Raw genomic sequence first — 24,594 nt, 5'->3', positions numbered from 1 at the left:
GCATTATCCTAGAAGTGACCGTTCGTAAATGCGGGACGTACCTGTGTGCTTGCCCCGCGCACGGCGCCCATCTGCCCGCTGAGAACGACGACCGCTGCGGAGGTCCTGAATGATTACGCTGCTTGCCGCGCATATATGCGCGGCAATTGTAGCGCCGTGGCTTGTCGGGCGATTGCATCGCACTGCGTTCATGTTGTTGGCCCTGGTGCCAGGATCAGCATTCGTGTGGGCACTGGTCCATACCTCCCAGGTGTTGTCGGGCAATGCTGACACGATTCCAGCTGAACACGTGATGTGGGTTCCGGGACTGGATCTGGACATCTGGTTCCGCATGGACATGCTGTCGTGGCTGATGACGATGATCGTGGGGGGCGTGGGCGCCCTCGTCCTGCTGTACTCGTCACGGTATTTTGGGCACTCAGCGGTTGGAAGCGGGCGATTCGCAGCAGTCTTTGTCGGCTTTGCCGGAGCCATGCTCGGCGTGGTCACCGTTGATCACACGATGGGCCTATACACCTTCTGGGAAGCCACATCGCTTTTGTCATTCCTGCTGATCGGACACCACTTTGACCGCCGGCCCGCACGAGCTGCAGCCCGGCAGGCACTGCTGATCACCACATCAGGCTCACTGGCCATGTTCGCAGGCTTCGTCATGTGGGGCCTGGCTCCCGGTGGCTCCTTCCGCCTGTCCGAGCTGGCCGCGAACCTGGCCGACGGCACGATGGATGCCGGATCGCCGCTTGTGGCGACCGCGGCTGTCCTCGTCCTGCTCGGCGCATTCACAAAGAGCGCGCTCTTCCCTGCTCACTTCTGGCTGCCCGGCGCGATGGCTGCACCCACACCTGTGTCCGCATACCTGCACGCGGCGGCAATGGTCAAAGCAGGTGTGTACCTGGTTGCCCGCCTGACACCCGGTGCAACCCACATCGCTTTATGGTCCCCGCTGATCGTGACTATTGGACTGATCACGATGGTTCTGGGCGGGTGGCGCGCACTGCGTCAAACAGACCTCAAACTTGTGTTGGCATTCGGTACCGTCTCGCAACTGGGGCTGATCACAGCGACAGTCGGGTTCGGCAGTCACGGCGCAATGGTGGCGGGACTGATCATGCTGATCGCACACTCGTGCTTCAAATCCACGCTGTTCCTGACAGTCGGTGCGGTTGAATCCTCGACCGGCACGCGCGATCTTCGCCGTCTGACCGGTCTGGCGCGACGCCTTCCCGTGCTTGCCGTAGCTGCCGCGCTGGCATGCCTGTCAATGGCGGGTGTTCCCATCACAGTGGGATATGTCGGCAAAGAATCCATGATCTCCACCCTTTTGGGAGGTTCAGGAGCGCCGTGGACGGGGGCGCAGGCCGCATACTCGGGGCCAACCCTATTTGACCTCATTGTTCTTGCCGTGATCGCAATCGGATCGATGCTGACTGTCGCATACTCATGGCGCGCATGGTGGGGCGCATTCGGGACGCGCACACTGACCCCGACCGAGCAGAAGAAAAACACCGAAGGATCAGCTGCTGTGACCCAGAAATCAGCCCCTGAGGTCGATGCGAACGGTCAGCTGGTGCGCGTCAAACCCGTCCCGTTGTTGATGCTGACCCCGATTTGCCTGCTTTCCCTCGGCGCACTGATCGGGCTGGCGCCGACCGGGCTGGAAGACGTGCTCAGACTACACGGGGCGTATGACCTGGACGGCTCGGTACACGTGGCCTGGTGGTCGGGCTGGGAACCGGCACTGATCACACTCGCCATTTTCGCAGGTGGCGCGCTGCTGGCAGCGTTTGGATATTCGAGTGGGCTGATCTCACCCAAGCCACGCTCCCCGCTGTCCGCCATTTACATCTACTCCTGGTCGGTGCGTGAACTGGAAATAATCGCAACACGCGTCACCCGACTTATCCAGCGCGGTTCGCTGCCCTGGGACCTGTCGACAATCGTCGTGACAATGCTGATCGGTGTGGGCTCTGCGGTGTTGATCTTCCGACCCAGCACCTACGTCATCCGTCCGTGGGACTCCATACTGCAGGTCGGCATCGGTATTGTCATCATCATCTGTGCTCTGCTCACCGCCCGCTCCAGGCGACGCATGCGTGCCGTCTTCGCGCTCGGTGGCGTGGGCCTAGGTGTGGCGGTGCTGTATGCATCGCAGGGCGCACCTGACCTGGCATTGACGCAGATCGTTGTTGAATCGGTGTCGATGGTGATTTTCGTGCTCGTGCTGCGCCGCCTCCCACGCTTCTTCTCCGACAGGCCGCTGGCACGTTCACGCTGGTGGCGTTTCATCGTCGCCCTGCTCATGGGGATCGGCACTGTGTTTGTTGGGCTGTATGCCTCGTCTGCGCGCGTCCACTCCGCAGTGTCGGAGCTGATGCCTAACGAGGCCTCCGAATTCGGCTACGGCGAGAACATCGTCAACGTGATCCTGGTGGATATCCGCGCTTGGGACACGGTTGGTGAGCTGTCAGTCCTGCTGGTCACGGCAACAGGTGTCGCCTCGCTGATCTACGTGTCCTCACGTGTCGGACGGGTGGAGCGTGCCCCGCGTGACTTGACGAGGGAGTCCACCTCTTTCCTGCCTGCAGCACCCGCCCTGCGTTCCCAGGATCGCTCAACTGTTCTGGAAGTAGTGACCCGCCTGCTGTTCCCGACCATGATTGTCGTGTCGTTGTGGCTGCTGCTGATCGGTCACAATAATCCGGGTGGTGGCTTCTCTGGCGGTGTGGTCGCAGGCCTGGCTTTTGTCCTGCGCTACCTGGCAGGTGGGCGTTATGAGTTGGCTGAAGCGATCCCGATTCCAGCGGGCCGCGTCCTGGGCACGGGCCTGTTCGTGGCTGCCGGCGGTGCGCTGATGCCATTGCTGTATGGCAACTCGGTGCTCCAATCCACGCCGCTGACCATTGACGTCGGCGTGCTGGGCGACATTCACTTCACCACCGCCATGATCCTGGATGTCGGCGTGTACATCCTGGTGGTCGGCCTGGTGCTGGACCTGGTGGCCTCGGCCGGTGCTGAAATCGATCAGCAGGCTCCGACCCCGATTTCACAGCAAAAGACAGGGAGGAAACACTGATGAGCGTTGCTTCCCTGACGATGCTGGTGATTGCCGGAGTTTTGGTGGCCACGGGCGTGTACTTGCTGCTTGAGCGCACCCTGTCACGTATCTTCATCGGCCTGAGCCTGATCACACACGGCGTGAATGTCTTGATTTTGTCCGGCGGTGGAGCAGCCGGACGCCCACCCCTGCTGGGCAGTGAAGACCCGACGGCAATGGCTGATCCACTGCCGCAGGCTATGATCCTCACCTCCATCGTGCTCTCGTTGGGCACCACTGCTTTCGGCCTGGCACTGGCGTACCGCTCCTGGCGACTGCTCGGACACGATGAAGTGGTCGATGATGTGGAAGACCGCCTGCTGGCGCGCCGCACCGAAGCTGAAATTACCGAGGCTCAGGATGTGGCCTCCTCCGGTGATGAGGACGAAGACATTAACTACGATGAGGATTCCCAATCTGACGAGGATGACGCGGACGGCACTGACGACGCTGACGGCGTTGATGACGTTGACGACGCTGAGGAGGCCCGACCATGACCTCCCTGGACTGGCTCGTTCCCATTCCCGTGGCGCTGCCACTGCTGAGCGCAGGACTGGCGCTGGCGCTGTCACGGCACCCCAAGATTCAACAGCTCATCGCCTTGGTCGCATTGTCACTGACCACCGTTTCATCGGTCGTTCTGGCAGGTGCGGCGCACACCGGTCGCGTCGTGCTCGACGTGGGATCGTGGGCTGCTCCCATCGGCATCACGCTGGTCGTTGACCGGGTTTCCGGCGCGTTTCTGGTGGTTTCGCAGATCGTGACGCTGGCTGTTCTGGTCTATTCCCTGGCTCAGAATCTGGCTGACGACGAGCCGAACATGCCGATCGCCATCTACTTCCCGACGTTCCTGGTTCTGTCAGCAGGCGTGGCTAACGCATTTTTGACCGGTGACCTGTTCAACCTGTTCGTGGGTTTTGAGATCCTGCTGGCCGCCTCGTTCGTCCTGATCATGTTGGGCGGCACGCGAGGGCGAGTGCGTGCGGGCGCTGTGTACGTGGTCGTCTCCCTGCTGTCATCGTCGATTTTCCTGGCCGGCATCGCATTGACCTACGCTGCCACCGGCACGGTCAACATGGCGCAACTGGCGTTGCGCCTACCGGAGATTGATCAGAACGTGGCCACGATGATCCACATGCTGCTGCTGGTGGCCTTCGGCATCAAGGCAGCGTTGTTCCCACTGCAGGCCTGGCTTCCTGACTCCTACCCGACGGCACCGGCGCCCGTGACGGCAGTGTTCGCCGGCTTGATGACGAAGGTAGGCGTGTACGCGCTGATCAGGCTTGAAGTCCTGCTTTTCCCCGGTGATCGCTTCGCCCCGATACTGACAGTCGTCGGCATTGCGACCATGATCGGCGGCATTCTGGGGGCTGTTGCCCAGGATGACATTAAACGTCTGCTGTCCTTCACGCTGGTCTCGCACATCGGCTTCATGATGTGGGGCCTGGCGATCTCCTCGCGCGTGGGTGTCGCGGCAGTCATTTACTACGCAGCCCACCACATTCTGGTGCAAACGGCACTGTTCCTGATTGCTGGTCTTATCGAACGACGAGCGGGAACGACATCGCTGGCCAAACTGTCCGGTTTTGCCAGGAGCGCCCCCATCGTGTCGATCATGTTCTTCATCGCCGGTGTCAACCTGGTGGGTGTTCCGCCCCTGACCGGTTTCATCGGGAAGTTCGCCCTGGCGCAGGCATCTGTCGAAGCGGGCACGTTCAGCGCATGGGCACTGCTGGCAGGCGGCATCATCACCTCGTTCCTCACGCTGTACGTCGTCATCAAATGGTGGCACCAGGCGTTTTGGCAAACAGAAGATGATGCGCCGCTCGCATTGGCTTCATCTCTGCCCATTCCGGGTATGTCATCGAATAGCTCGTCGCGCCTGTCACGCCAGTTTGACCGAGCCCAGCGCACTATGCGCAGCTCCCTCCAGCACTCTCAGGAAGTGGCTCGATCCGCGCTGACTGAAGCGGAAGCGAAGTCTGGAGGAACCTCACGACTGATGTCGGCAACCGTGGCCGTCCTTGTCGGCGTGCAGATCGCGATGGCCGCACTGTCCGGACCGATCTGGAATTATGTGGAAGAAGGCGCGCGCGACCAGATGGCACGCACGCCCTACATCAACGCCGTTCTGGGAGGCGACGGGCGCGGTAGCGGCACGTCAGATACGGAATCGGGCGGCACCACGCCGGTCGTTCCCTCACCTGACCCCACGGCTTCACCCATTGAAGATCAGCAAAGTGAGGGCGAGGGCGACGCGCCTCAGTCGGATCACGATTCTCAGTCGGATTCGGCCCAGTCCGGGCGCGATGCACAATCGGGTCAAAGCGGCCAGTCAGATGCCGGTAACCAAAGTGGCGAAACGCGTGGGCAGGGTGGTACATCGCAGGATGGGAGGCGATCATGACAGCCTCAGTAACCTCGTCGAACCCGGCCGGGCCGGAACCGCACGTGTCACGACGCCACACCCCTCTGGGTAAGCGCCTCTCCATCGCGATGACGCTGTGGCTGACGATCATGTGGTGCCTGATCTTTGGACATTTTGACTGGTTGACGATTATTTCAGGTGTGCTGGTCGCCCTCGCCGTCCAGGTGGCGTTCCCACTGCCGCACATCACTCGCCTGTGGCATATCCGTCCGCTGTACGTGCTGTGGGTGCTGCTGACCTTCACGCGCGATGTCATCGTGGCCGGGCTGCAGGTGTCAAAAGTCGTGCTGCTCAATAAGCGCGTGGACAATGCGATCGTGCGAGTCGATCTGCGATCATCGAACCCGGTACACCTGACGATTCAGTCAGCAATGACGTCACTGGTGCCAGGGACCGTCGTGCTGCGCGTGGACAGGCTTTCAGCCGGGCTGTACCTGCATGTGCTTGACGTTCCGGCTCAGGGCGGTATCGACGGGGTCAAAGAGTCGATTCGCGCTCAGGAAGCACGCATGCTGCGTGCCATTGCAGCCAGCGAGCACCTGGAGCAGTGGGGGATTGACCTGCCGGTGAAGCCGATTTGGTCGTGGAGCAAGAAATCTCCGACTGCCTCGGAGAGGTGCGTTCCCGTCGAAGACACAGTTGAGACGACTCAGGCTCAGCCGCCGCTGCGTGAGGTGACGCCCACCGGCGAGGACCATCATGAGGAACCCGCATCCGGCGAAGGAACGCAGAGGAATCACGGCGACGATGTGCGAGACACTGTTGATCACGCGAAGGCTTTGCGCGATGCCACGCAGGGAGACATTTCCGGAATGGTGGATCTGACAAAGGTCGTGCCGGAAGAAGAGCGTGGGCTGGACGTAACAGAAACGACGAAGTCTGGGGAGGGTCAAGGCTTGGGTGATGCTTTTGCCTCGGACACTGCCGGTGAACCTGGCGATACCCATGCCTCGGGCAATGCCGAAGAGCCCGGTGATGCTTTTGCCTCGGACACTGCCGGTGAACCTGGCGCGCGCGGTGAGGAGGATCAATGATCGGCGACTTTTCAGCGCTTGACCTCCTGCATGCCCTGACAGGACTTATGACCGTGCTCGCGGCAGTACTCGCCACGATCCGCATTGCCAAAGGCCCCGGTCTGCTGGACCGAACCGTCGCATTCGACGTGTTGACGGCCGCGGGAATCGGGATGATCGCCGTGATGATCGTGTGGTGGCATCGCTACGACCTGAGCGTCCTGCTCATCATTCTGGCGCTGACCGCATTCATGTCCGGCGTCGTGGTCTCACGCTTCGCCACACGTATCGACCGCAGCCAGCAGCGCATCCTGAGTGAGGAAGAGGCCCAGGAGCAGGTAGCTGAACGTGAGCGGCAGGCTGAAGAAGCTCAGCGTGAAGAAACTGAGGACGCTCAGCGCAGCGTGCACGATGCCCGCCAGACGGGAGCCGTTGACGCAGCGCACGACCTGGAACTGGTGCATGACCCCGAACACGGCACGCAGGAGGAACACTGATGGTGATGGAATGGATCGGCGCCATCCTGGTCTTTATCGGCGTGGCCTTTACATTGATTGCAGCGATCGGCCTGATCAACATGCCGGATCTGTTCACGCGCATGCATGCGGCATCAAAACCTCAGCTGCTCGGACTGATGTTCATCTGCGTTGGCATGGCGGTCGAATTACATAACTGGCGCTGGGCAGTGCTCGCCGTCGCAGTCCTCGTCCTGCAGGTCATTACCGCGCCCGTGTCGTCGCACCTCGTGGGTCGAGCGACCTATCTCACGGGGAATTGGGATTCAGAGCATCTTCTGGTCGATGATCTGACCGATGACATGTCCTCCTCGTCGATGATTGACGCGCCCTGATCGTTTCCTGTTGAGCTTCCTCGGCCTGCTCTCAGAATGGGATGACGCCCCGCCAACTTCAGCCACGCTCCGACAGTCCTAAAAAGGGTGCAATCTCATGGTCTGAAGATTGGCTCTGCGACCAGTGGATATGACACAGTAGAGGCGTGACTATGAGCATGTCGCTTCCTGACGACACTGACGATCATCCACACGACCATTGCGGCGTTTTCGGCGTGTGGGCGCCAGGCGAAGATGTTTCACGCCTGACATATTTTGGCCTGTACGCGCTGCAGCATCGTGGCCAGCAGTCGGCGGGTATTGCCGCCTCTGACGGTAACAACATCCTCGTGTACAAGGATCAGGGCCTGGTCAACCAAGTGTTCAACGAGCAAACCCTGACAGGTCTGCGTGGACACATCGCCCTCGGACATGTCCGCTACGCCACCACCGGTGCAGACAACTGGCACAACGCCCAGCCCACGCTCGGCCCGACACCGTGGGGCACAGTCGCGCTAGGACATAACGGCAACCTGATCAACACGGCTGCGCTGAGCACCCTCGTCGATGAAATCAGTCATGGCGAACGCCGGGCAGACCGAAATTCGACCACTGACACCTCGATCATTACTGACCTGCTGGGTAAAGCTGACCGGTTGCCCGCCCCGTGGCGCGGCGAAGAAGGGGCTGTCGAAGATGTGGACGAGGGCGACGCAGCCACGTCCGCTGCACCCACTACCGCACCAGCCTCTGCCAAACCTGCCGCGCGGACCGCGCTCGGCTCCGAGCCCACCACGCCCACCGCACAAGCCGATACCGCGCCCGCAGGAGCAGACAACGCGCAGCCCGGCCGCCCTTCTGAAGCCGCATTCCAGGCCGCACGCCGCGCATCCGGAGAAATCGATCCGGGCGCCCTGTCAGAGGCGATACGCCAGGCCAGGGAAGCCGGCGACGATGAGGACCACGGTTCACTGGTGCCCTCCGCGCTCAAGGTTCTGCCACTGCTGCGCGGCGCATTCTCACTGGTGTTCATGGACGAGCACGCCATGTATGGTGCGCGTGATCCGCACGGATACCGCCCACTCGTGCTGGGACGCCTGTCGCGCGGATGGGTGCTCGCCTCGGAAACGTCTGCACTGGATCTGGTGGGCGCCTCGTTCGTGCGAGAAATCAAGCCGGGCGAACTGGTGGTCATTGACTCTTCTGGAGTGCGTTCCTACACGTTTGCGCAGGCCGCCAGCGCAACATGCGTCTTTGAATACGTCTACCTTGCGCGCCCCGACACGGTGATCGGGGATCGTCAGATCGTGGCGGCTCGTCGGCAAATGGGAGCAATCCTGGCTAAGGAGAATCCGGCCGAGGCTGACCTGGTCATGCCGACACCCGAATCGGGAACACCCGCTGCGATCGGGTACGCCGAAGAATCAGGCATCCCTTTTGCGCAGGGACTTGTGAAGAACTCCTATGTGGGCCGCACGTTTATCCAGCCCACGCAGTCGCTGCGTCAGCTGGGTATCCGACTCAAGCTCAACCCGCTCAAGGAAGTTATCGCCGGCAAACGACTCATCGTCATCGACGATTCGATCGTGCGCGGGAACACTCAGCGCGCGTTGGTGCGTATGCTGCGCGAAGCAGGCGCGCTGGAAGTTCATGTGCGTATCTCCTCGCCGCCGGTGCTGTGGCCCTGCTTCTTCGGCATTGATTTTCCGACGAGGGCGGAACTGATTGCCTCGTCGATGGATGTGGACGAAATCTGTCGCTCCATTGGTGCTGATTCGCTGGCCTACCTCTCACTTCCCGGCATGGTCCGCGCAACCGGGCAAGGCGATAACCTGTGCGTAGGGTGTTTCACCGGCGCGTACCCCGAACCTGTCACACGCGGCACACCCATCCCCGGCACGCCGGGCGCAACGGTCTAGTCACACAGCTACAACTCGGAGGATCTTGTGAGCGAGCATCTTGATTACGCGACAGCAGGCGTGGACACTGCGGCCGGTGACCGCGCGGTGGAACTGATGAAGAACGCCATCAGCCGCACGCATAACTCCACCGTTGTAGGAGCAACCGGCGGGTTCGCCGGCATGGTTGATGCGAGCGCTCTGCTCGGAATGACGCGCCCGCTGCTGGCCACCTCTACTGACGGTGTGGGCACGAAGATTGCGTTGGCGCAGGCGCTGGATATTCACGACACCATCGGCCAAGACCTGGTAGGCATGGTCGTTGATGACATCGTCGTTGTGGGTGCGCGGCCGTTGCTCATGACTGATTACATCGCGTGCGGCAAGGTTGTGCCGGAAAAGATCGCGGCGATCGTGCACGGCATCGCCCAGGCGTGCGAACAAGTCGACTGCCCGCTGGTGGGCGGCGAAACTGCTGAGCATCCCGGAGTGATGGATCCGGACGATTACGACATCGCCGGTGCTGCAACCGGCGTGGTGGACGCGGACAAGATGATCGGCCCTGACCGCGTGCGCGAGGGTGACGCCGTGATCGCTCTGGCATCATCTGGCCTGCATTCCAACGGTTATTCGCTGGTGCGACGCGTTCTGGACATCTCCGGAACCTCTCTGGAATCGCAGTGCGCCGACTTCGGTCGAACAGTGGGGGAGGAACTGCTTGAACCCACACGTCTGTACACCCGTGTGTGCCTCGACATGCTGGATTCTCTTGGTGTTGACGAGGGTGGCCTGCACGCCCTGAGCCACGTCACCGGCGGGGGATTGGGAGCCAACTTGTCCCGAGTCATTCCCAGCGGTTTGTGCGCGACTGTGGATCGTGGTTCATGGACTGTGCCTGCCGTGTTCGAGTGGGTGCGCCGCAACGGTGACGTGACATGGGACGCTCTGGAGGATTCACTGAACCTGGGTGTTGGCATGGTCGCTGTAGTCGGGCAGTCCACTGCTGACCAGTGCATGTCGCTCGCTGCCGACGCTGGGATAGAGGCGTGGGTGCTGGGCGAGGTCATCGCCTCAGAGGGTTCCGCTGCAGAACGCACTGCTGCTGAAGGCTCTTCCGTAGAACGCACTGCTGCTGAAGGCTCTTCCGTAGAACACACTGCTGCAGCGGGCCATGCCACAACGGGAGCCGCCTTGAGCACGTCCCAGCCGCGACTGATCTGCGGTGCCAAGGGAGTCGATGCCGGGGCCGTGGCGCTATCCGGCAGTTATCGCGTGAGCTGAGCGGCTTCGGTAGCAGGCTGATGCCAGCGGCTATGGTGGAGTGCACCGCGTTCGCTGCACCGCGTGCAGGCCGTCGTCCACCGGTTGTCGCACACCAGGCCCCGCGTTCGCTGCACCCTATGCACAACCCCCTAGATTTAAACAGTTTTCTCGCACAATCCCCTAGATCTAAAGTGATTTGTGCACGATCCCCTAGATAAACCCCACCTGCGGATGCGCGCGGCAGTACATCTGGCTCCTGACCTGCGCATATGTAAAACGCGAGAAATGAACTCCGGTTAAATCTAGGGGGTTGTGCACGCAAATCGGAAGATCTAGGGGATTGTGCACGCGAACGGGTTAGAACCAGGGGTTCGTGCACGCCGGTGGCTTAGATCCAGGGGGTTGTGCACACAGCTCAGTTAGATCCAAGGGAAATGTGCCGTCAATCCGCGGACTCCGGGCGCCGCGTCGCGCGCAAACATAAAACGAGGACGGTGCGTAGCGCGCCGCCCTCGTCAATCGTGTGAAACAACGTACGTCACAGTGGACGTCACTCAGCGTGAACTCTGGTCGCTTTCGTATGCGCCGTAGTCATCGTCCTCGTCATCCTCATCCGCGAACATGTCGGCGTAACGGTCTTCGTACAGATCCTCATAGGAATCATCCTGCTGATCGTCATCGTCGATGTATTTTGCGTATGGGTCATCTGGATCGGCTCCCTTACGCTCGGCAGCCAGCTCTCTCTGGAGGGCTTCCAGATCAGTATCGGGACTGAAATACTTCAGCTTACGTGCGACTTTCGTCTGCTTGGCCTTCTGACGGCCGCGCCCCATGGCGTCGACCCCCTCCACGGTGTGCGGATCCGCGTAAAGCGGTGTCCTATGTTGGTCAAAATTCTGTCGTGTCCACATCATAGCGTGTTCAAAGCCATGTCACCTATTCGTGTGACATGAGACATCGTGTCGCCTGCGGGCCGAGAACCTCTACACGAGGATGACGTGGCGATTCAGCGTTTGACGATCCTGAAGATCACGAGGCCCACGAGGGCGCTCACGCCCACCGCTGCCGCCGCAACTTTCATGATGGCGTCTGAATCACCCGCACGGGCATCGTCGACCAGTAACTGTGCTTTGGCCTGGTAATCCTTGGCCTTCTCCTGTGCAGCTTCCTTCGCGAGGCGAGCCTGGTTGGACGGGCTGATGGTTTTCACCAGTTCGTCAACGGTGACGCTCATCTGTGCGCGGGTGCGCTCCAGTTCGCGCTCAATCTCCTCGGGAGAACGACCTTCAGCTTTGCGGGGTTCTGACTGGCTCATTTACCCAATCCCTTCTTCAGCGCATCGACGTCATCTTTCAGGCCTTCCTGAGGAGCAGGCGTGTCTTCCTTTGCCTTCTTCAGGGCGGAGACACCAACCAGCGCCAGAATCAACACGATGATGAGGAGAATTCCGACAACGATCAGCGATGCCGCCCAACGAGGCAGAGCTTGTGCAATGCCGAGCTCGATCGTGTGGAAAATCCAGCCCAGCATGAACAGTGCGAAAACGGCTGCTCCAGCGAGCAGGCCGCCACCCATGCCGATCTTTCCCAGGAATGCGGTTGCCTTCGTCTTCGTCAGTTCAATCTCACCACGCACCAACGTAGTGAGCTGAGCGGACAGGGTGGCAAAGAGCTCACCGATGGTCGGCCCTGATTTTCGTGATGCATTCGCGTCGGTTGCTGTATAGGACGTCCGAGTCGTATCGGACGTCGAAGTGACCGGCTGCGCGCTCGAGTTCGAGCGGAAGCGGTTCGTCGACATGGATGATTCTCCTTCGCGCCGTCAGTGATTTCGGCCTTCTAACTCGCCTGTTAGAAGTGTATAAACCCAAGTGTTGCAGATTTGGAGCTTTTTGGTGCAGTGGACAGTAAAATCCGACCGGATTTCCTCCATGCGCGCAACGGGAGGTAGGTCGTGCGCGGGCGGCGGGTTTAAGCGAGATCTAAGCCTTGTGCGGGAGTCCTCTGCGGCCGGGAGACAGCTCGTGTGCAGGCGGCTATCCGCGACCGAGAGCCAGGCCAGGCGCCGGCAGCCAGAGCGGTTGCTGCGTCAGCGTTCAGGTGCGATAGGCCCTGGCAGCTGCGAGAAGACTTCCTGCGCTTTCTCAAGGACGCGCCGGCTTTCCTCAGGCAACTCGCTCATATGATTGTGGGTGCTGCGATCGGCCGCAGACAGCTCACCACCGTCGCCGCCCGCTCCACTATCCGCATCGTCAGATTGACGAGGGTGGCTGGGCGAGTCGCCATCTTTGCTCGAAGGGGTAACTGACTCGTCCATTTCAGTGTTCGATGACCCGTCCGGCTCAAGCTCCAGCGTCGACGACTCGGACGCGGTATCGTCGGTTGCGGACTGATCCACTGATGAATGGCGGAACCACGAACAGGGCCGCCACCACCGCTTCCGAAAGCCGCGCGAATCAGACATAGACCTATTGTGCCCCGAAAGGGTCGCAAAATTCTCGCTACGGCTGAAACCGCGTGGCGTGACATCACCACCCTTGCGCGAAACGAATTCATCTGCTGGGTCACCAGTGCGAAGCAGGAAGCTACGCGCCAGCGACGCATCCGACGCACTCTTGAAGAGCTTGATGAAGGCAAACGCCGCATGTGTTGTTGGCCGGGGTGCCCTCATCGCGAAAAAACAGGCCGCGCCTGGCGCGGGGCGGCAGAAGCGTGGAGCCGTTCAGCCAGATACGGCAGCGCCGTTGACGTCCCTATGTTGACCCTCACCTGTGCGAAACGATCCCCGCGCGTCGCGCCGCGATTGATAATCGCGATGGGCTTGTCCTCGTGATGAGCCTGGCGCACGAAACGCATCGCTGAGCCTACGGCAAGGGATGAGCCTGCCACCAGCAGCGCATCAGCTTTCTCAACCAGGGTGCGCGCCGCGCGGACAATATGTGGACGGACGGTGCCGCCGAAGAAAACAACGTCAGTTCGCAAAATGCCGCCGCACGCCGGGCAGTTGGCGATGACGAAACCACTTGTGTCGCCCACATCCAGATCGGCATCGGGCGCGACGTCCCCCTCGTCAATGCTGATCTGCCACGTGGGGTTGAGTTCAACGAGGCGCTTGTGCAGGGCCGCCCTCGGAAAAATTCTGTGGCAACTGGTGCACATGACGCGGTCAAAGCGGCCATGCAGGTTGACCAGTGAGTGGGTGCCGGCTCGGGCGTGCAGCATGTCGACGTTTTGCGTAATGACGCCGTCGATGATCCCGTCACGTTCCATCTGCGCCAGGGCGAGGTGGCCGGCGTTGGGTTGTGCGCGCAGAGGCGCGAGCCAGCCGGAATGGTTGCGCGCCCAGTAATGACGGCGGTACGACTCATCTGACATGAACTGCTGCAGTGTCATAGGGTGCCGGTCAACTGCGCCGGGGGATCGGTAATCCGGCAGGCCGGAGTCCGTGGAAATTCCCGCACCGGTGATCACCGCGATGAGCTTACCGTCGAGCAGTTCGACAACAGGTTCGAGGGCGGCCGACACATCCGTGGGATCGGGTCGCGCATCTTCAGCCGGAGGCACGGGCGTGTTCTTGATCCGCAGGTTAGGGATGTTGCCGTCGGGGAAGTAATCCTCAATCGAATGGTGAGCCACGCTGTCAGACTATCGCGAGTGAGCAGAACGCGTGTTCTGGCCTGGCTGCTGCCGTCTCGTCTTTCAGCGCGGTCCAAGCGAAGCGTAGTCAATGCAGGCCAATGGAAGCGGGCACAATCTGGTCTCTAACTACTATGGCGTTATGACCTTCTTTCGCCGCATCAAGTATCTGGTATCGAATCAGCTGTGGGTGCCCCCGCTCGTAGCCGCCCTCCTTGCCACGATAGCGGCGGGAGTCCTGGCACCGATCTCATGGCCCACTCAATGGCTCATTTCTCGAATCTTCTGGCCCGGAGATATTTCGGCAGCATCCTCTCTGTTGGGCTTCATCGCCTCCTCCATGCTGACGGTGCTGACGACCACGGTTTCCATGACACTGATCGTGTTGCAGGTGGCTTCTGGTCAGTTTTCGCACCAGCTGCTGCGTGACTACATCCAGTCCCGGGCTGTGAAGGGAATCTTTGGCGTATTCATCGGCGTATTCGTCTACGTTGTTGTGTTGCAACGCTCGGTATCAGCCGAGTCACGCGAGGCCCCTCCGCAGCTCGCAATGGCGATCGCAATGCTGCTGGTATTTCTGGCTATCGCGACCTTCGTCTGGTATGTCAGCGCGGTGGTGCGAATGGTGCGAGTGGACGCAATTATTGAGCAGGTAGCCACGCGTGCAGAACGTCTCCTGGATGCGCACCGAGAGAAATGGGACGTCGCCTGCCAGATCCCCGAGATCCCACCGCACGCGCGCGACGTTCGTGGGCACTTCTCGGGATATGTGCGTTCCATTGATGTGGAAGCGGCGGCAAGGTGGGCTCGCAAACACGGACAGCGCGTCGTGTTCACCGTCGCGCCCGGCGATGCAGTCAGTGCCGGACAGACCTACGCGTGGGCGTGGGCCGAACGACGTGGGACATCTGCTGCTGACTCCTCAGACAGTGAGCTTAGCGGCGACGAGCTTCGCAAACTGGCCGACTCGGCGGTCTCTGTTGAAGCTGAACGCGTGTCCGACCAGGATTTGCGCTTGTCTTTTCACCAGTTGGCAGACATCGTCGTGCGAGCTTTGTCCCCTGGAACCAACGATCCGTCAACTGGGCGACACGTGATCACCAGAGCAACACCGGTGCTGCGAGGCCTGGTTGTCTCACCTCCGAATCATGAGGTGATTCTGAACGATAAGGGGCAGCCCGTTGCATCTGTGCCGACCCCGACTGTGCGAGATTTCTTGGAAGATTTTGTCGTTCCCATCCGAAGGTTCTGTTCTCCCAGCCCGGATGTCACATTCGAACTGCTGAGACTGCTGATCATCATTGAAGAAGCGCTCGAGAAAGATTCGGGTGTTGATATTGCAGAGGTGCAGGAATTTGTCGAGGACGAACGCCAGCGACTGATCGAAGGGGCGGAGCAGGGATTCGTTCATCAACACGATGTGGAGCTCGCACAGCAACTGACTTCCGTTGAAAGTGTGCGTTCCATGCTCAGAGTTGAGGGACCTCGTGAAGAAATCATTGACGACGAGGAAGCGCAAGACGATGAAGACTGACGTGAAATGGCGCTTGACTATCAGAAAGAAACTCGCGTAAATCTCGCGAGCTGAAGCAGTGGTGGCTCCGACCGGCGTCGATCCGGTGACCTTTCGATTTTCAGTCGAACGCTCTACCAACTGAGCTACAGAGCCAAAACCCCACCAAAAGGTGGGTCAGCGACCCCGACGGGACTTGAACCCGCGACCTCCGCCGTGACAGGGCGGCGCGCTAACCAACTGCGCTACGGGGCCTCGAAAAAGTGAGACCTGAAAAGTCTACCTTATTCACTTGTTGAACCCGTCCCAGCAGGGCTGACACGGATCGTACCCCCAACGGGATTTGAACCCGTGTCGCCGCCGTGAAAGGGCGGTGTCCTAGGCCTCTAGACGATGGGGGCCTTGTCCACGAACTTGTCGTTCGGCGACGAGTAGAATAATAAGCAGGAATGACCTCCGAGTGCAAAACGGATCCATGTGAAGCCTCTCACCGAACGCAAATGAGCCTGGAAGCTTCTAGGCTAGGGGTATGACAGTTTTCGGACCTGATTTCTCCGCCGTTCTCACGGGCTGCCGCGCGCAGTCAAGCCTCGTTTTCGGCACAATTATGCCGATCGGGGACCCCTCTGCACCTGCCGAAGCTGTTGAAACCGCATTCGACGTGGCTAGCGTATTCCTCGGAATCGTGGTAGGCATCCTGGTCGGAATTGTGGTCGCATTCATTCTTGCGCGCGTCAGCCGATTTGCGCTCCGCAAACTTCGATTGCTGAAAGCCTTGCAGCGCCGCATCCACGCGCCTTCGTACTGGGCACTTATGGCGTGGGGCGCGCTTGCCGGATGCGCTGTTGCGCTGGGCAGCACCGATGTCAGCAATCAGCCCACGTGGGTGAAATATCTCGACCACGGGTTGTTGATCCTCGCACTCCTGGCAACGACATGGGTCATCGCCGCCGCCGTGTGGGTGATCGAAGACGCCGCGCACGTGCGCAACCGCTCCGATCACGGACGCTCGCGCAGATTCAAGACTCAGGCTCAGGTTCTGCGCCGCGTCCTGCAGGTCGTGGTCTGGATCCTCGGCTTTGCCGCAGTCCTGTTTACATTCCCCGGGGCTCAGCAGGCGTTGACGACGGTGCTTGCTTCGGCCGGCATCGTCTCCGTGATCGCCGGTCTTGCCGCCCAGTCCACGCTCGGCAACGTGTTCGCCGGCCTGCAGCTGGCTTTCACGGACGCCATCCGTGTTGACGACATTGTTGTTGTCGTGGGGGACAAGGAAACGATGGGCGTGGTCGAGGAGATCACGTTGACGTACGTTGTCCTGCATATCTGGGATGATCGCCGCCTGATCGTGCCGTCCTCGAAGTTCACGTCGTCTGCTTTTGAAAACTGGACCCGCAAGGCCACCAAACTCCTCGGCACCGTGGAGATCTACACCGACTGGGCGGTGCCGGTGGCGGTGGTGCGTCAAAAAGTCGAGCAACTCCTGAACAGCACGGATCTGTGGGATCGCCGCTCCTGGGCCGTGCAGGTGACTGATTCGACTGATCAGACCGTCACCGTCAGGGTCTCCCTGTCAGCGTCAAATTCGGGCAACTTGTGGGATCTGCGCTGCTTCATGCGCGAGCAGCTCATCGCGTGGATCTCCAAGGAATACCCGTGGGCACGCCCCGCCCGCATCATTCAGCCGCGCGAGATCAAAGAGGTGACAAAGGATGAGTCCCAGGAACTGATCGCGCGCCTGGCCACTGAACTATCCGGTATTGCAGGTTCAGATACATCCGGTGGGTCCCCCTCGGACAACAAGACTGACGAGGGTGACCACGGCGATGCTGCTACGCATGATGGTGACAAGCGAGACCCGTTCGACCCTGTGCACGCTGCTCGTATGCTGGCGGCGCGCCAACGCGCGAAGATGGCGCGTCGACGGGCCATGTCGCAGCGCAACCGCGACCGCCTCGAAAGAACGGAGAATGCCGAGGCTGGAGCGGAGGACGGACCTACAGCAGCTGTGAAGCGGACTGGCGGCGGGGGAGCGAACGCTGCAGCGGATACTACTCAGACGAACGGCACGGGCACGACCCACGTGTTCACGCCAGAAGAGGTTGACAAGATCATTGCGCAGGCGCAGGGGCATCTGCGTGTCAAGTCCGATGCTGGCAGCGGGGCTCCTGGTCAGGCTAACCAGGCGTCGGAAGCAGCGTCTGCAGAGGGAGCGGGTCAGATAGCTCGTTCTGCGTCAGGCGTAGCGGAAACTGCCGTGATGCCGGCCATTGGAGCAGATGGCAAGCCCAAGAAGCAGGCCGATGACGATGGCGCGGAAGCGGGCAGTAGTGCGCCCACCAGCGGTGCACAGGCTGGCGATGCGAGCCCTGCACGTGCGGACAATACGAGTGTGGATCTGACCAGTGCGAACCAGGTCGGCAGCGACCCCGACGGTGCAGTGGCAGACGCGACTGGTCGAGCAGACTCGGACGATGAGACAACCACGACGGGGGAGCGGGTCTTTTCCGGCTCGCCCGACGCGGAAGAGCGCAGTGCCGCATTTTCGGGCCCTGACCCGGAAGTACTGGAAGAAAGAAAACGTGAGTCGCAGATCCGCCAGGAAAAGGGCTCAGGACTACTGGGAGGATCGAGCCGTGAGTGAAACGCAGAATGATCAAGGCGCCCGCGACCTGCGGGAGAGCGGTGACAACGACGGCGGGGCGGTTAATGGCAACGCCGACGAAGCGGTTGCTGACAGTAACGGCAAAGCGGTTACCGACACTAACGGCAAGGTAGTGCGCAGCGAGGAAGAATGGCGCCGCATACTCGACCCCATGGAATACCACGTCCTGCGCGAGGGCGGCACTGAGATGGCGCACACCGGTGCACTGCTCCACGAGGATCGCGAGGGTATCTACCGCTGTAAAGCGTGCGGCGCGGAACTGTTCCGCTCAACCACCAAGTTCGATTCTCTGTGCGGCTGGCCGAGCTTCTATCAGCCAGAAGATGCAGCTGTGACCACCAGTGAGGACCGTTCACACGGCATGGTGCGCACGGAGGTGCGGTGCGCTCGCTGCGATTCTCACCTGGGTCATGTCTTTGACGATGCTCCCCGTCAGCCAACAGGGCTGCGTTACTGCATGAACTCTGTCAGCCTCGACTTTGAAGAGCGCTGATGCCGGGACCGGAACCGTTATCGGCACACCGACCTGCTTCTGTACACCGACCTGCTTCCGTACACCGACCTGCTTCCCGAGGTAAAGGCTCCGCTCTGCGAGCTGCTTCAATCGCGATTCCCGCGCCTTTCTTTCTGGTCGGATCGGGGCTCACGCAGTACCTCGGTGCAGCGCTGGCAGTGACCCTGTTCGCCGTTATGACACCCGCTGAAGTAGCATGGGTCCGCATCGCAACGGGTGCGGTTGTGCTGCTGGCGTGGCGCCGCCCTCGTATATGGCGCTTCAATCCGCGTGACCTGGCTGCGTCGGCCCTGTTCGGCATCGTGCTGGGCGGCATGAATATCTGCTTTTACGAGGCGATCCACATTCTGCCGCTGGGCGTGGCGGTCTCCCTGGAGTTCCTCGGCCCGGTCACGGTTGCGGTGGTGACCTCCGGGGGCTGGTCCGGACGTATCGCAGGAGCGCTGGCTTTTGCCGGAGTGGCCTGCATCGGTGGCCTCGGACTGGATCTGAGCGACACCAGGCAGCTCGTTGGTGCGGCCTGGGTGCTCGGGGCTGCAGCCCTATGGGCGGGGTACATCGTGATGGGGCAGTCGATCGCGTCGCGCCGCTCAGGCATCACGAATCTGGCGCTGGGCTGTGGCACTGCCGCACTTGTGTTCGCCCCGTTCTTTTCGGTCGGAGCGGTCAGCGCGTTGAATTCACCGAAACTGGTCGTCATGGCGGTCGGTGTCGGAGTCTTGTCAACGGTGATCCCGTACTCGTTGGAGGCGCTCGCCATGGGCCGCCTCAGTGCCGCCATGTTTGCCCTGTTCAACTCCCTGTTGCCGGCAACGTCGGCGCTGATCGGTGCGGTGACATTGCGGCAACTGCCCAGTGCCTGGTCTCTGGTGGGTCTTGTGTTGATTTCAGTTGCTGTCGGGCTCGCCTCCTACCCGCCTCAGCCGCATCATCGACGAGGGTGACGCTAGCGCCGCTACTACCTGCCTGAGCTGTTCCAGGTCGACTGCCTTGCTGTGACCTTGCAGCGCGAGCAGCTTGCGTCAACGCCGACTTGACGGGGCAGATGCGGGCGAGATGTCCGCTAGACCAGAACTGGCCGTATTTGGTCTCGCATTGACGCAAAACGTATGAGATCATGAAGATGTCTCTGCTGATCAACAGAATGAGAGAACGATCATGTTGGACATCTTGTGGATGATTATTGCCGGCGCCGTTATCGGTGCAATCGCTCGCGTCTTCATGAAGGGCGACGAGGGTATGGGCATCATCTGGACTATTATCTTGGGTGCTGCCGGTTACGGTATCGCCGGATGGATCGCTGGTGCGCTTGGAGTGGGCACAGTGCTTCGCTGGATCATCGGCGCAGTCGTGGCATTCCTGCTTATCGGTGTCTTCCTCGCAATTCAGGGCAAGTCGAACTCCCTGACGAAGTAACGTCAGCGGATCCGCAGACTGTGGAAAGGCTCGGTCAGAAATGGCCGGGCCTTTCTTTATGTCTGCTCGCCGCTTGAGGTCGCTTGGCGATTAAGCCTGCTTGTCGTCTGTTCGATGCTTAAGCCCGCGTGGCGTCTGCATGGCGCTTCAGCTCGCCTGACGATTAAGCTCGTTTGGCGAGCTTCTGTATGGGTGTTTGCACCGCCGTACCTTCCGAAGCTTTGTACCTGCGTGTGGCCTTGGCGTCTGCGTCCGTGCGGCCGTATCTCGGATTGATGCCTGGCTCTGTCTCGGATTGATGCCGTCTCCGTCTTGGAGCACTGTGCGCAGGTTGTACGCTTTTCTCCGCTTTAAACGGCTCGGTGTACATCCCCTCAAATAGACGCGCATTTGTGCACATTCCCCTAGATCTTAGGCGTGACCGCGCACATTCCCCTAGATCTTAGGCGTGACCGCGCACATTCCCCTAGATCTTCCCTGCTTTGGTGCACATTCCCCTAGATTTGACGCGAATATTGCACATACCCCTAGCTAAAGTCGGCACTCTCAAGGGAGAAATCCCGTTTTCGCAGGTCAGCCGTCAGTAGCTTCCGGCGGCCTCGAGCCTCACGCGTTAAATCTAGGGGATTGTGCATTTTTACAAGACTTTTTAGGGGTATGTGCACGCGGAGGGCTTAAATCTAGGGGTATGTGCACGAGGTGGGGCTAGAACTAGGGGTATGTGCACGAGGCGAGGTTAGAACTAGGGGTATATGCACACGGAGGGCTTAAATCTAGGGGATTGTGCGCGTTCTGGTGTGTTGTGGCCGGACAGCAGTCGCATTCCACCGAGTGATCTGCGGTTAGGGCATACGCGGCAAGGTCGGCCATATAGTGAAAGACCGGGACACCGCTAACTGATTGTCAACGATGCCCCGACACATCATAATGGTAGGCCCAGGGGGAATCGAACCCCCAACCCACGGATTAAAAGTCCGTTGCTCTGCCAATTGAGCTATAGGCCCATGAGAGCATGGTAATGCATCAGTCCCACGTTGCACTAATCAACGTGACGTGGGAAAAACCACGATCCCCCTCGGATCAGGATTGGCGAGGGTGCCCACTCCGTTCAACTACTTGATCAACGCCGTTCACCTTCAGGCGGTAGGCTCGTCATATCACCGAGAAGGAGTCACAGATGAACAGCCAACAGCGTCGCCCTCGTCGGCCAGCAATGTTGGACCCGGCCGACGCCGAACAAATCGTCGGCGACTCCGACCCTGCGGAAATGTCTGCGATTGCGCACTCGTCAGCATGGGCTTTGATGGGAGTCAGTGACGACGACTTCGGGCCTGACGAAATCGAACGCCTGCGCACCGCCGTGCGTACGGAAGGCGTGGACGTGCTGGCCGACATGTGGTCACGCAGCCCGGAATTCACATTGCCCGGAGCCTTGTGGCGACTCTACCTGTGGTCGCGCTGGTACCACCGCGACACTGCGTTGGTGCGCGACCGTTTTGTGCGCGGAAGCCATGCGGACATCATCCCCGGCCTTGAACATCCCGTTGACATTCCCGATCTGGAGCACGTGGTACACGAGGTTGACCAATTGCTCGAAGGGCGCCGCCACGACGACGACCTGGCTGCCATCATTACTGCAACGTCACGGGCGATGCGGATCGTTGCAGCTGGAGACGCCGAGGGTGGCAAATGGATCGTCGACCCGCGGGACCCGTTGGCATACCCCGTCACCACGCGCGCCCGCGCGCTGATTCAGACCGCAGATGAACTTGACCGATCAGCTGAAGAAGCGCACATCGGTGCGCTCAACTAGTCGCCAGTGTGAGGAAGAATGATGACGAACCCGGAACATGCAGGCAATTCGGACCAAACATTCTCGGCGCCAGATGAACACTGGCCAGCAGACGACACCAACGGCGAGGGTGACGCTCACAGCGCTCACGTCACCAGTGGCAGCGCGGTTGAAGCTGCCCTGGCGAGCGAATTGGTGATCCCTGCCGACAATGAACAGCTCGTCGGTGTCGAACACGAAGACTCCGAATACGACGAGGAAGACGAAGCTACCGACGGCATCCAGGATGGTGAGCACATCACGGTGGGCGCCGACGCGAACTCCTATGAGGAGCGCGCTGAAGATGCCCAGGCCAGCGCCGCACCAGCCTCGACCGTTGAAGATTTCGGCGAGTTGCCGGACAAACGCTTCGCAGAACGTGAACTGTCATGGATGGCGTTCAACGAGCGCGTCCTGGAGCAAAGTGAAGATGAGGATTTGCCGCTGCTGGAACGCGGATGGTTCTCCGCGATTTTCTCCTCCAACCTTGATGAGTTTTACATGGTGCGTGTGGCCGGACTGAAGCGCCGCATCAACGCCGGCATTGCCAAACCGTCTGCCGCTGGTCTGTCTCCGCGTCAGGTCCTGGACGGTATCCAGATGCGCACGCGCGAACTCAGCGAGCGTCAGGCACGCGAGTTCCAGAACGACATCCTGCCCAAGCTGGACGAGCAGGGGATTCATCTGCGCGGGTGGGATCAGCTCACAGATGACCAGCGCTCCAAGATGACGACTTATTTCCGTCGGCAGATTTTCCCCGTCATCACGCCACTTGCCGTGGACCCGTCGCACCCCTTCCCATACATTTCGGGGCTGTCACTGAACCTCGCGGTCGTGGTGCGCAACCCGATTACCTCGAAGCTGCACTTCGCGCGCATCAAGGTGCCGCCGTCGATGCCGCGCCTGATCAACATCGACTCCGCAATGGGCGAGGGGAACGCGGAAAGTTATGTCGACACTGATGAGGGCGCCACGTTCATCACCCTCGAATCAGTCATTGCCGCGCACCTGGACCACCTGTTCCCAGGTGTTGAGATTGTCGAGGCACACTCGTTCAGACTGACCCGTAACGAGGACCTCGAAGTAGAAGAGGATGATGCGGAAAACCTGCTGACCGCGATGGAAGAAGAACTGCTGCGCCGAAAGTTTGGGCCGGTGGTTCGCCTCGAAGTTGAGGATACGATCTCACGCTTCGTACTGGACTTTCTGATCAGCAAGCTGGAAATCACGCCCGCTGACGTGATTATGGTGCCGGCACCGCTTGACCTGACGCTGTGCAATGAGCTGCAGGCACTCGATATTCCGCGCCTGAAGTATGAACCGTATGTGCCGGTGACTCCTGCCGGACTGGCAGAGGTTGAATCGGCGCGCCCGACGGATATTTTCGGCGCGATCCGGTCGCACGACGTGCTGCTGCACCACCCGTATGATTCTTTCGCCACCTCCATCCAGAACTTCATTACTCAGGCTGCGCGTGATCCCAATGTGCTGGCCATGAAGCAGACGCTGTACCGCACCTCGGGCGATTCTCCGATTGTGTCTGCGCTGATCGAAGCGGCCGAGAACGGCAAGCAGGTGGTCGCGATCGTGGAGATCAAGGCCCGTTTCGACGAGGAAGCCAACATCGAGTGGGCGCGCAAGCTTGAACGCGCCGGAGTGCACGTCGTCTACGGCATGGTGGGTCTGAAGACGCACTGCAAACTGTCACTGGTGGTGCGCCAGGAGGGCGATCAGCTGCGACGCTATTGCCACGTGGGAACCGGTAACTACCACCCGAAGACGGCGCGCGGCTACGAGGATCTGGGGTTGCTGACCTATAACCGCGATGTGGGTCAGGATCTGACGCGACTGTTCAACCAGCTGTCCGGCTACGCGCCACGCTCCACGTTCCACCGCCTGCTGGTCGCACCGCTGGAAATCCGACCCGGTTTGATCGAGCGGATTTACCAGCAGATTGAGCGCGCGCGGAACGGTCAACCTGCCTGGATCGGTTTCAAGGTGAATTCGGTTGTTGACGAAGCAGTGATCGATGCTCTGTATCGCGCCAGCCAGGCCGGTGTTCAGGTGGATGTGCTGGTTCGAGGTATCTGCGCAATTCAGGCCGGAGTGCCCGGCTTATCGGAGAATATTCGGGTTCGCTCCATCCTGGGTCGCTTCCTGGAGCATTCGCGTATCTACGCGTTTGGCCCGGAAGGCGAAGAGGAAGTATGGATCGGGTCGGCTGACCTGATGCACCGCAATCTGGATCGCCGCGTGGAGGCTCTGGTGCGTATCGTGGATCCGTCGCAGGTCAGTTATCTTGCTGACCTGGTGCGTCGAGGCGTGGCGTCGACAACCTCTTCATGGCATCTGCAAGCTGACGGCACGTGGAAGCGGCACAACCGCGATGACGAGGGCAAACGTCTGGAGGATCTGCAGGAAACACTGATGGCGGAGGCATCGGCCCGCGTCGTCGGCCGCAGCTAAGGGACACGCGGACGGGGTTTGCGCCACAGTGC

The 24,594-nt window shown here is 60.5% G+C and carries 20 protein-coding genes, 4 tRNA genes and 1 pseudogene; 16 read left to right on the top strand and 9 right to left on the bottom strand.

The window, feature by feature from the left end; all coding sequences use genetic code 11:
- Window positions 1-109: 109 nt before the first annotated feature.
- From HMPREF2975_RS10935 to purM, 8 genes are all read left to right on the top strand, one after another.
- Window positions 110-3,073, top strand: coding sequence for a Na+/H+ antiporter subunit A (locus HMPREF2975_RS10935; protein WP_070727826.1), 2,964 nt, complete (start codon window positions 110-112; stop codon window positions 3,071-3,073).
- A complete protein-coding gene (locus HMPREF2975_RS10930) occupies window positions 3,073-3,591 on the top strand; it encodes a Na(+)/H(+) antiporter subunit C (RefSeq protein ID WP_070727822.1) in 519 nt (172 codons plus the stop codon). Before HMPREF2975_RS10935 ends, HMPREF2975_RS10930 begins: the two co-directional genes overlap by 1 nt.
- Window positions 3,588-5,501, top strand: a complete 1,914-nt coding sequence (locus HMPREF2975_RS10925) for a Na+/H+ antiporter subunit D (RefSeq protein WP_070727819.1) — start codon at window positions 3,588-3,590, stop codon at window positions 5,499-5,501. The genes HMPREF2975_RS10930 and HMPREF2975_RS10925 overlap by 4 nt, the downstream gene beginning before the upstream one ends.
- Window positions 5,498-6,556: a Na+/H+ antiporter subunit E gene (locus tag HMPREF2975_RS10920; RefSeq protein ID WP_070727815.1), complete on the top strand. Its 1,059-nt coding sequence runs from the start codon at window positions 5,498-5,500 to the stop codon at window positions 6,554-6,556. The genes HMPREF2975_RS10925 and HMPREF2975_RS10920 overlap by 4 nt, the downstream gene beginning before the upstream one ends.
- Complete coding sequence (locus HMPREF2975_RS10915; RefSeq protein ID WP_070727812.1) at window positions 6,553-7,032, top strand: MrpF/PhaF family protein; 480 nt, start codon at window positions 6,553-6,555, stop codon at window positions 7,030-7,032. Before HMPREF2975_RS10920 ends, HMPREF2975_RS10915 begins: the two co-directional genes overlap by 4 nt.
- Complete coding sequence (gene mnhG / locus HMPREF2975_RS10910) at window positions 7,032-7,385, top strand: monovalent cation/H(+) antiporter subunit G (protein ID WP_058237344.1); 354 nt, start codon at window positions 7,032-7,034, stop codon at window positions 7,383-7,385. The genes HMPREF2975_RS10915 and mnhG overlap by 1 nt, the downstream gene beginning before the upstream one ends.
- A 152-nt stretch (window positions 7,386-7,537) precedes the next feature.
- Entirely contained in the window at window positions 7,538-9,283 is a 1,746-nt protein-coding gene (gene purF / locus HMPREF2975_RS10905; RefSeq protein WP_070727810.1) for an amidophosphoribosyltransferase, read from the top strand.
- 27 nt (window positions 9,284-9,310) lie between these two features.
- A complete protein-coding gene (purM, locus tag HMPREF2975_RS10900; RefSeq protein ID WP_070727807.1) occupies window positions 9,311-10,543 on the top strand; it encodes a phosphoribosylformylglycinamidine cyclo-ligase in 1,233 nt (410 codons plus the stop codon).
- A gap of 536 nt (window positions 10,544-11,079) precedes the next feature.
- On the opposite strand, the gene HMPREF2975_RS10895 is transcribed toward purM, so the two are convergent.
- The 4 genes from HMPREF2975_RS10895 to HMPREF2975_RS12340 all read right to left on the bottom strand — a co-directional run bounded on the left by HMPREF2975_RS10895 (window position 11,080) and on the right by HMPREF2975_RS12340 (window position 12,988).
- A complete protein-coding gene (locus tag HMPREF2975_RS10895; protein ID WP_058237904.1) occupies window positions 11,080-11,358 on the bottom strand; it encodes a DUF3073 domain-containing protein in 279 nt (92 codons plus the stop codon).
- 173 nt (window positions 11,359-11,531) lie between these two features.
- A complete protein-coding gene (locus HMPREF2975_RS10890) occupies window positions 11,532-11,840 on the bottom strand; it encodes a DUF3618 domain-containing protein (protein ID WP_058237341.1) in 309 nt (102 codons plus the stop codon).
- The gene (locus HMPREF2975_RS10885; protein ID WP_082628598.1) at window positions 11,837-12,325 is read right to left on the bottom strand and encodes a phage holin family protein; all 489 of its coding nucleotides are present in this window, start codon (window positions 12,323-12,325) and stop codon (window positions 11,837-11,839) included. The genes HMPREF2975_RS10890 and HMPREF2975_RS10885 overlap by 4 nt, the downstream gene beginning before the upstream one ends.
- 288 nt (window positions 12,326-12,613) lie before the next feature.
- Window positions 12,614-12,988 (bottom strand): hypothetical protein, encoded by a 375-nt coding sequence (locus tag HMPREF2975_RS12340; protein WP_070727804.1) that lies wholly within the window; start codon window positions 12,986-12,988, stop codon window positions 12,614-12,616.
- Between HMPREF2975_RS12340 and HMPREF2975_RS13155 the strand changes: the two are divergent.
- Window positions 12,929-13,147, top strand: a pseudogene (locus HMPREF2975_RS13155) (YdeI/OmpD-associated family protein); the annotation flags it as partial. The gene HMPREF2975_RS12340 and the pseudogene HMPREF2975_RS13155 overlap by 60 nt on opposite strands.
- Before the next feature lie 44 nt (window positions 13,148-13,191).
- Here HMPREF2975_RS13155 and HMPREF2975_RS10875 read toward each other — a convergent pair.
- The gene (locus HMPREF2975_RS10875) at window positions 13,192-14,160 is read right to left on the bottom strand and encodes a Sir2 family NAD-dependent protein deacetylase (protein ID WP_117394373.1); all 969 of its coding nucleotides are present in this window, start codon (window positions 14,158-14,160) and stop codon (window positions 13,192-13,194) included.
- Window positions 14,161-14,302: 142 nt separating this feature from the next.
- Here HMPREF2975_RS10875 and HMPREF2975_RS10870 point away from each other — a divergent pair, with 142 nt between their 5' ends.
- Window positions 14,303-15,694 (top strand): DUF2254 domain-containing protein, encoded by a 1,392-nt coding sequence (locus HMPREF2975_RS10870; RefSeq protein WP_070727802.1) that lies wholly within the window; start codon window positions 14,303-14,305, stop codon window positions 15,692-15,694.
- Window positions 15,695-15,753: 59 nt separating this feature from the next.
- Here HMPREF2975_RS10870 and HMPREF2975_RS10865 read toward each other — a convergent pair.
- The 3 genes from HMPREF2975_RS10865 to HMPREF2975_RS10855 all read right to left on the bottom strand — a co-directional run bounded on the left by HMPREF2975_RS10865 (window position 15,754) and on the right by HMPREF2975_RS10855 (window position 16,074).
- A tRNA-Phe gene (locus HMPREF2975_RS10865) sits at window positions 15,754-15,829 on the bottom strand.
- Window positions 15,830-15,854: 25 nt separating this feature from the next.
- Window positions 15,855-15,928, bottom strand: a tRNA-Asp gene (locus tag HMPREF2975_RS10860).
- Window positions 15,929-16,001: 73 nt separating this feature from the next.
- A tRNA-Glu gene (locus HMPREF2975_RS10855) sits at window positions 16,002-16,074 on the bottom strand.
- Window positions 16,075-16,202: 128 nt separating this feature from the next.
- Between HMPREF2975_RS10855 and HMPREF2975_RS12865 the strand changes: the two genes are divergently transcribed.
- The 4 genes from HMPREF2975_RS12865 to HMPREF2975_RS10835 all read left to right on the top strand — a co-directional run bounded on the left by HMPREF2975_RS12865 (window position 16,203) and on the right by HMPREF2975_RS10835 (window position 20,265).
- A complete protein-coding gene (locus HMPREF2975_RS12865) occupies window positions 16,203-18,314 on the top strand; it encodes a mechanosensitive ion channel family protein (RefSeq protein WP_070727799.1) in 2,112 nt (703 codons plus the stop codon).
- 133 nt (window positions 18,315-18,447) lie between these two features.
- Window positions 18,448-18,828 (top strand): peptide-methionine (R)-S-oxide reductase MsrB, encoded by a 381-nt coding sequence (gene msrB / locus HMPREF2975_RS12860; protein WP_070727990.1) that lies wholly within the window; start codon window positions 18,448-18,450, stop codon window positions 18,826-18,828.
- On the top strand, window positions 18,828-19,793 hold the full coding sequence (locus HMPREF2975_RS10840) for an EamA family transporter (protein WP_083314549.1): 966 nt from the start codon (window positions 18,828-18,830) through the stop codon (window positions 19,791-19,793). Before msrB ends, HMPREF2975_RS10840 begins: the two co-directional genes overlap by 1 nt.
- 214 nt (window positions 19,794-20,007) lie before the next feature.
- The gene (locus tag HMPREF2975_RS10835) at window positions 20,008-20,265 is read left to right on the top strand and encodes a GlsB/YeaQ/YmgE family stress response membrane protein (protein ID WP_058237337.1); all 258 of its coding nucleotides are present in this window, start codon (window positions 20,008-20,010) and stop codon (window positions 20,263-20,265) included.
- 928 nt (window positions 20,266-21,193) lie between these two features.
- Here HMPREF2975_RS10835 and HMPREF2975_RS10830 read toward each other — a convergent pair.
- Window positions 21,194-21,269 (bottom strand) — tRNA-Lys (locus tag HMPREF2975_RS10830).
- 173 nt (window positions 21,270-21,442) lie between these two features.
- Between HMPREF2975_RS10830 and HMPREF2975_RS10825 the strand changes: the two genes are divergently transcribed.
- Together HMPREF2975_RS10825 and HMPREF2975_RS10820 are read left to right on the top strand one after the other, a co-directional pair.
- Window positions 21,443-22,078, top strand: a complete 636-nt coding sequence (locus tag HMPREF2975_RS10825) for a hypothetical protein (RefSeq protein WP_058237336.1) — start codon at window positions 21,443-21,445, stop codon at window positions 22,076-22,078.
- Between the two features lie 21 nt (window positions 22,079-22,099).
- The gene (locus HMPREF2975_RS10820; protein ID WP_070727983.1) at window positions 22,100-24,562 is read left to right on the top strand and encodes an RNA degradosome polyphosphate kinase; all 2,463 of its coding nucleotides are present in this window, start codon (window positions 22,100-22,102) and stop codon (window positions 24,560-24,562) included.
- Window positions 24,563-24,594: the final 32 nt, after the last annotated feature.

The sequence above is a fragment of the Actinomyces sp. HMSC065F12 genome, assembly GCF_001814535.1.
GTDB lineage: Bacteria > Actinomycetota > Actinomycetes > Actinomycetales > Actinomycetaceae > Pauljensenia > Pauljensenia radingae_A.
Note: the sequence above shows the minus strand (reverse complement) of the source record. Positions and strands in the feature narration are given on the sequence as shown.

Coding starts and splice junctions, on each gene's coding strand:
- HMPREF2975_RS10935 (WP_070727826.1), top strand. CDS start 110: ATGATTACGCTGCTTGCCGCGCATATATGCGCGGCAATTGTAGCGCCG.
- HMPREF2975_RS10930 (WP_070727822.1), top strand. CDS start 3,073: ATGAGCGTTGCTTCCCTGACGATGCTGGTGATTGCCGGAGTTTTGGTG.
- HMPREF2975_RS10925 (WP_070727819.1), top strand. CDS start 3,588: ATGACCTCCCTGGACTGGCTCGTTCCCATTCCCGTGGCGCTGCCACTG.
- HMPREF2975_RS10920 (WP_070727815.1), top strand. CDS start 5,498: ATGACAGCCTCAGTAACCTCGTCGAACCCGGCCGGGCCGGAACCGCAC.
- HMPREF2975_RS10915 (WP_070727812.1), top strand. CDS start 6,553: ATGATCGGCGACTTTTCAGCGCTTGACCTCCTGCATGCCCTGACAGGA.
- mnhG (WP_058237344.1), top strand. CDS start 7,032: ATGGTGATGGAATGGATCGGCGCCATCCTGGTCTTTATCGGCGTGGCC.
- purF (WP_070727810.1), top strand. CDS start 7,538: ATGAGCATGTCGCTTCCTGACGACACTGACGATCATCCACACGACCAT.
- HMPREF2975_RS10895 (WP_058237904.1), bottom strand. CDS start 11,358: ATGGGGCGCGGCCGTCAGAAGGCCAAGCAGACGAAAGTCGCACGTAAG.
- HMPREF2975_RS10890 (WP_058237341.1), bottom strand. CDS start 11,840: ATGAGCCAGTCAGAACCCCGCAAAGCTGAAGGTCGTTCTCCCGAGGAG.
- HMPREF2975_RS10885 (WP_082628598.1), bottom strand. CDS start 12,325: ATGTCGACGAACCGCTTCCGCTCGAACTCGAGCGCGCAGCCGGTCACT.
- HMPREF2975_RS12340 (WP_070727804.1), bottom strand. CDS start 12,988: ATGTCTGATTCGCGCGGCTTTCGGAAGCGGTGGTGGCGGCCCTGTTCG.
- HMPREF2975_RS10870 (WP_070727802.1), top strand. CDS start 14,303: ATGACCTTCTTTCGCCGCATCAAGTATCTGGTATCGAATCAGCTGTGG.
- HMPREF2975_RS12865 (WP_070727799.1), top strand. CDS start 16,203: ATGACAGTTTTCGGACCTGATTTCTCCGCCGTTCTCACGGGCTGCCGC.
- HMPREF2975_RS10840 (WP_083314549.1), top strand. CDS start 18,828: ATGCCGGGACCGGAACCGTTATCGGCACACCGACCTGCTTCTGTACAC.
- HMPREF2975_RS10835 (WP_058237337.1), top strand. CDS start 20,008: ATGTTGGACATCTTGTGGATGATTATTGCCGGCGCCGTTATCGGTGCA.
- HMPREF2975_RS10825 (WP_058237336.1), top strand. CDS start 21,443: ATGAACAGCCAACAGCGTCGCCCTCGTCGGCCAGCAATGTTGGACCCG.
- HMPREF2975_RS10820 (WP_070727983.1), top strand. CDS start 22,100: ATGACGAACCCGGAACATGCAGGCAATTCGGACCAAACATTCTCGGCG.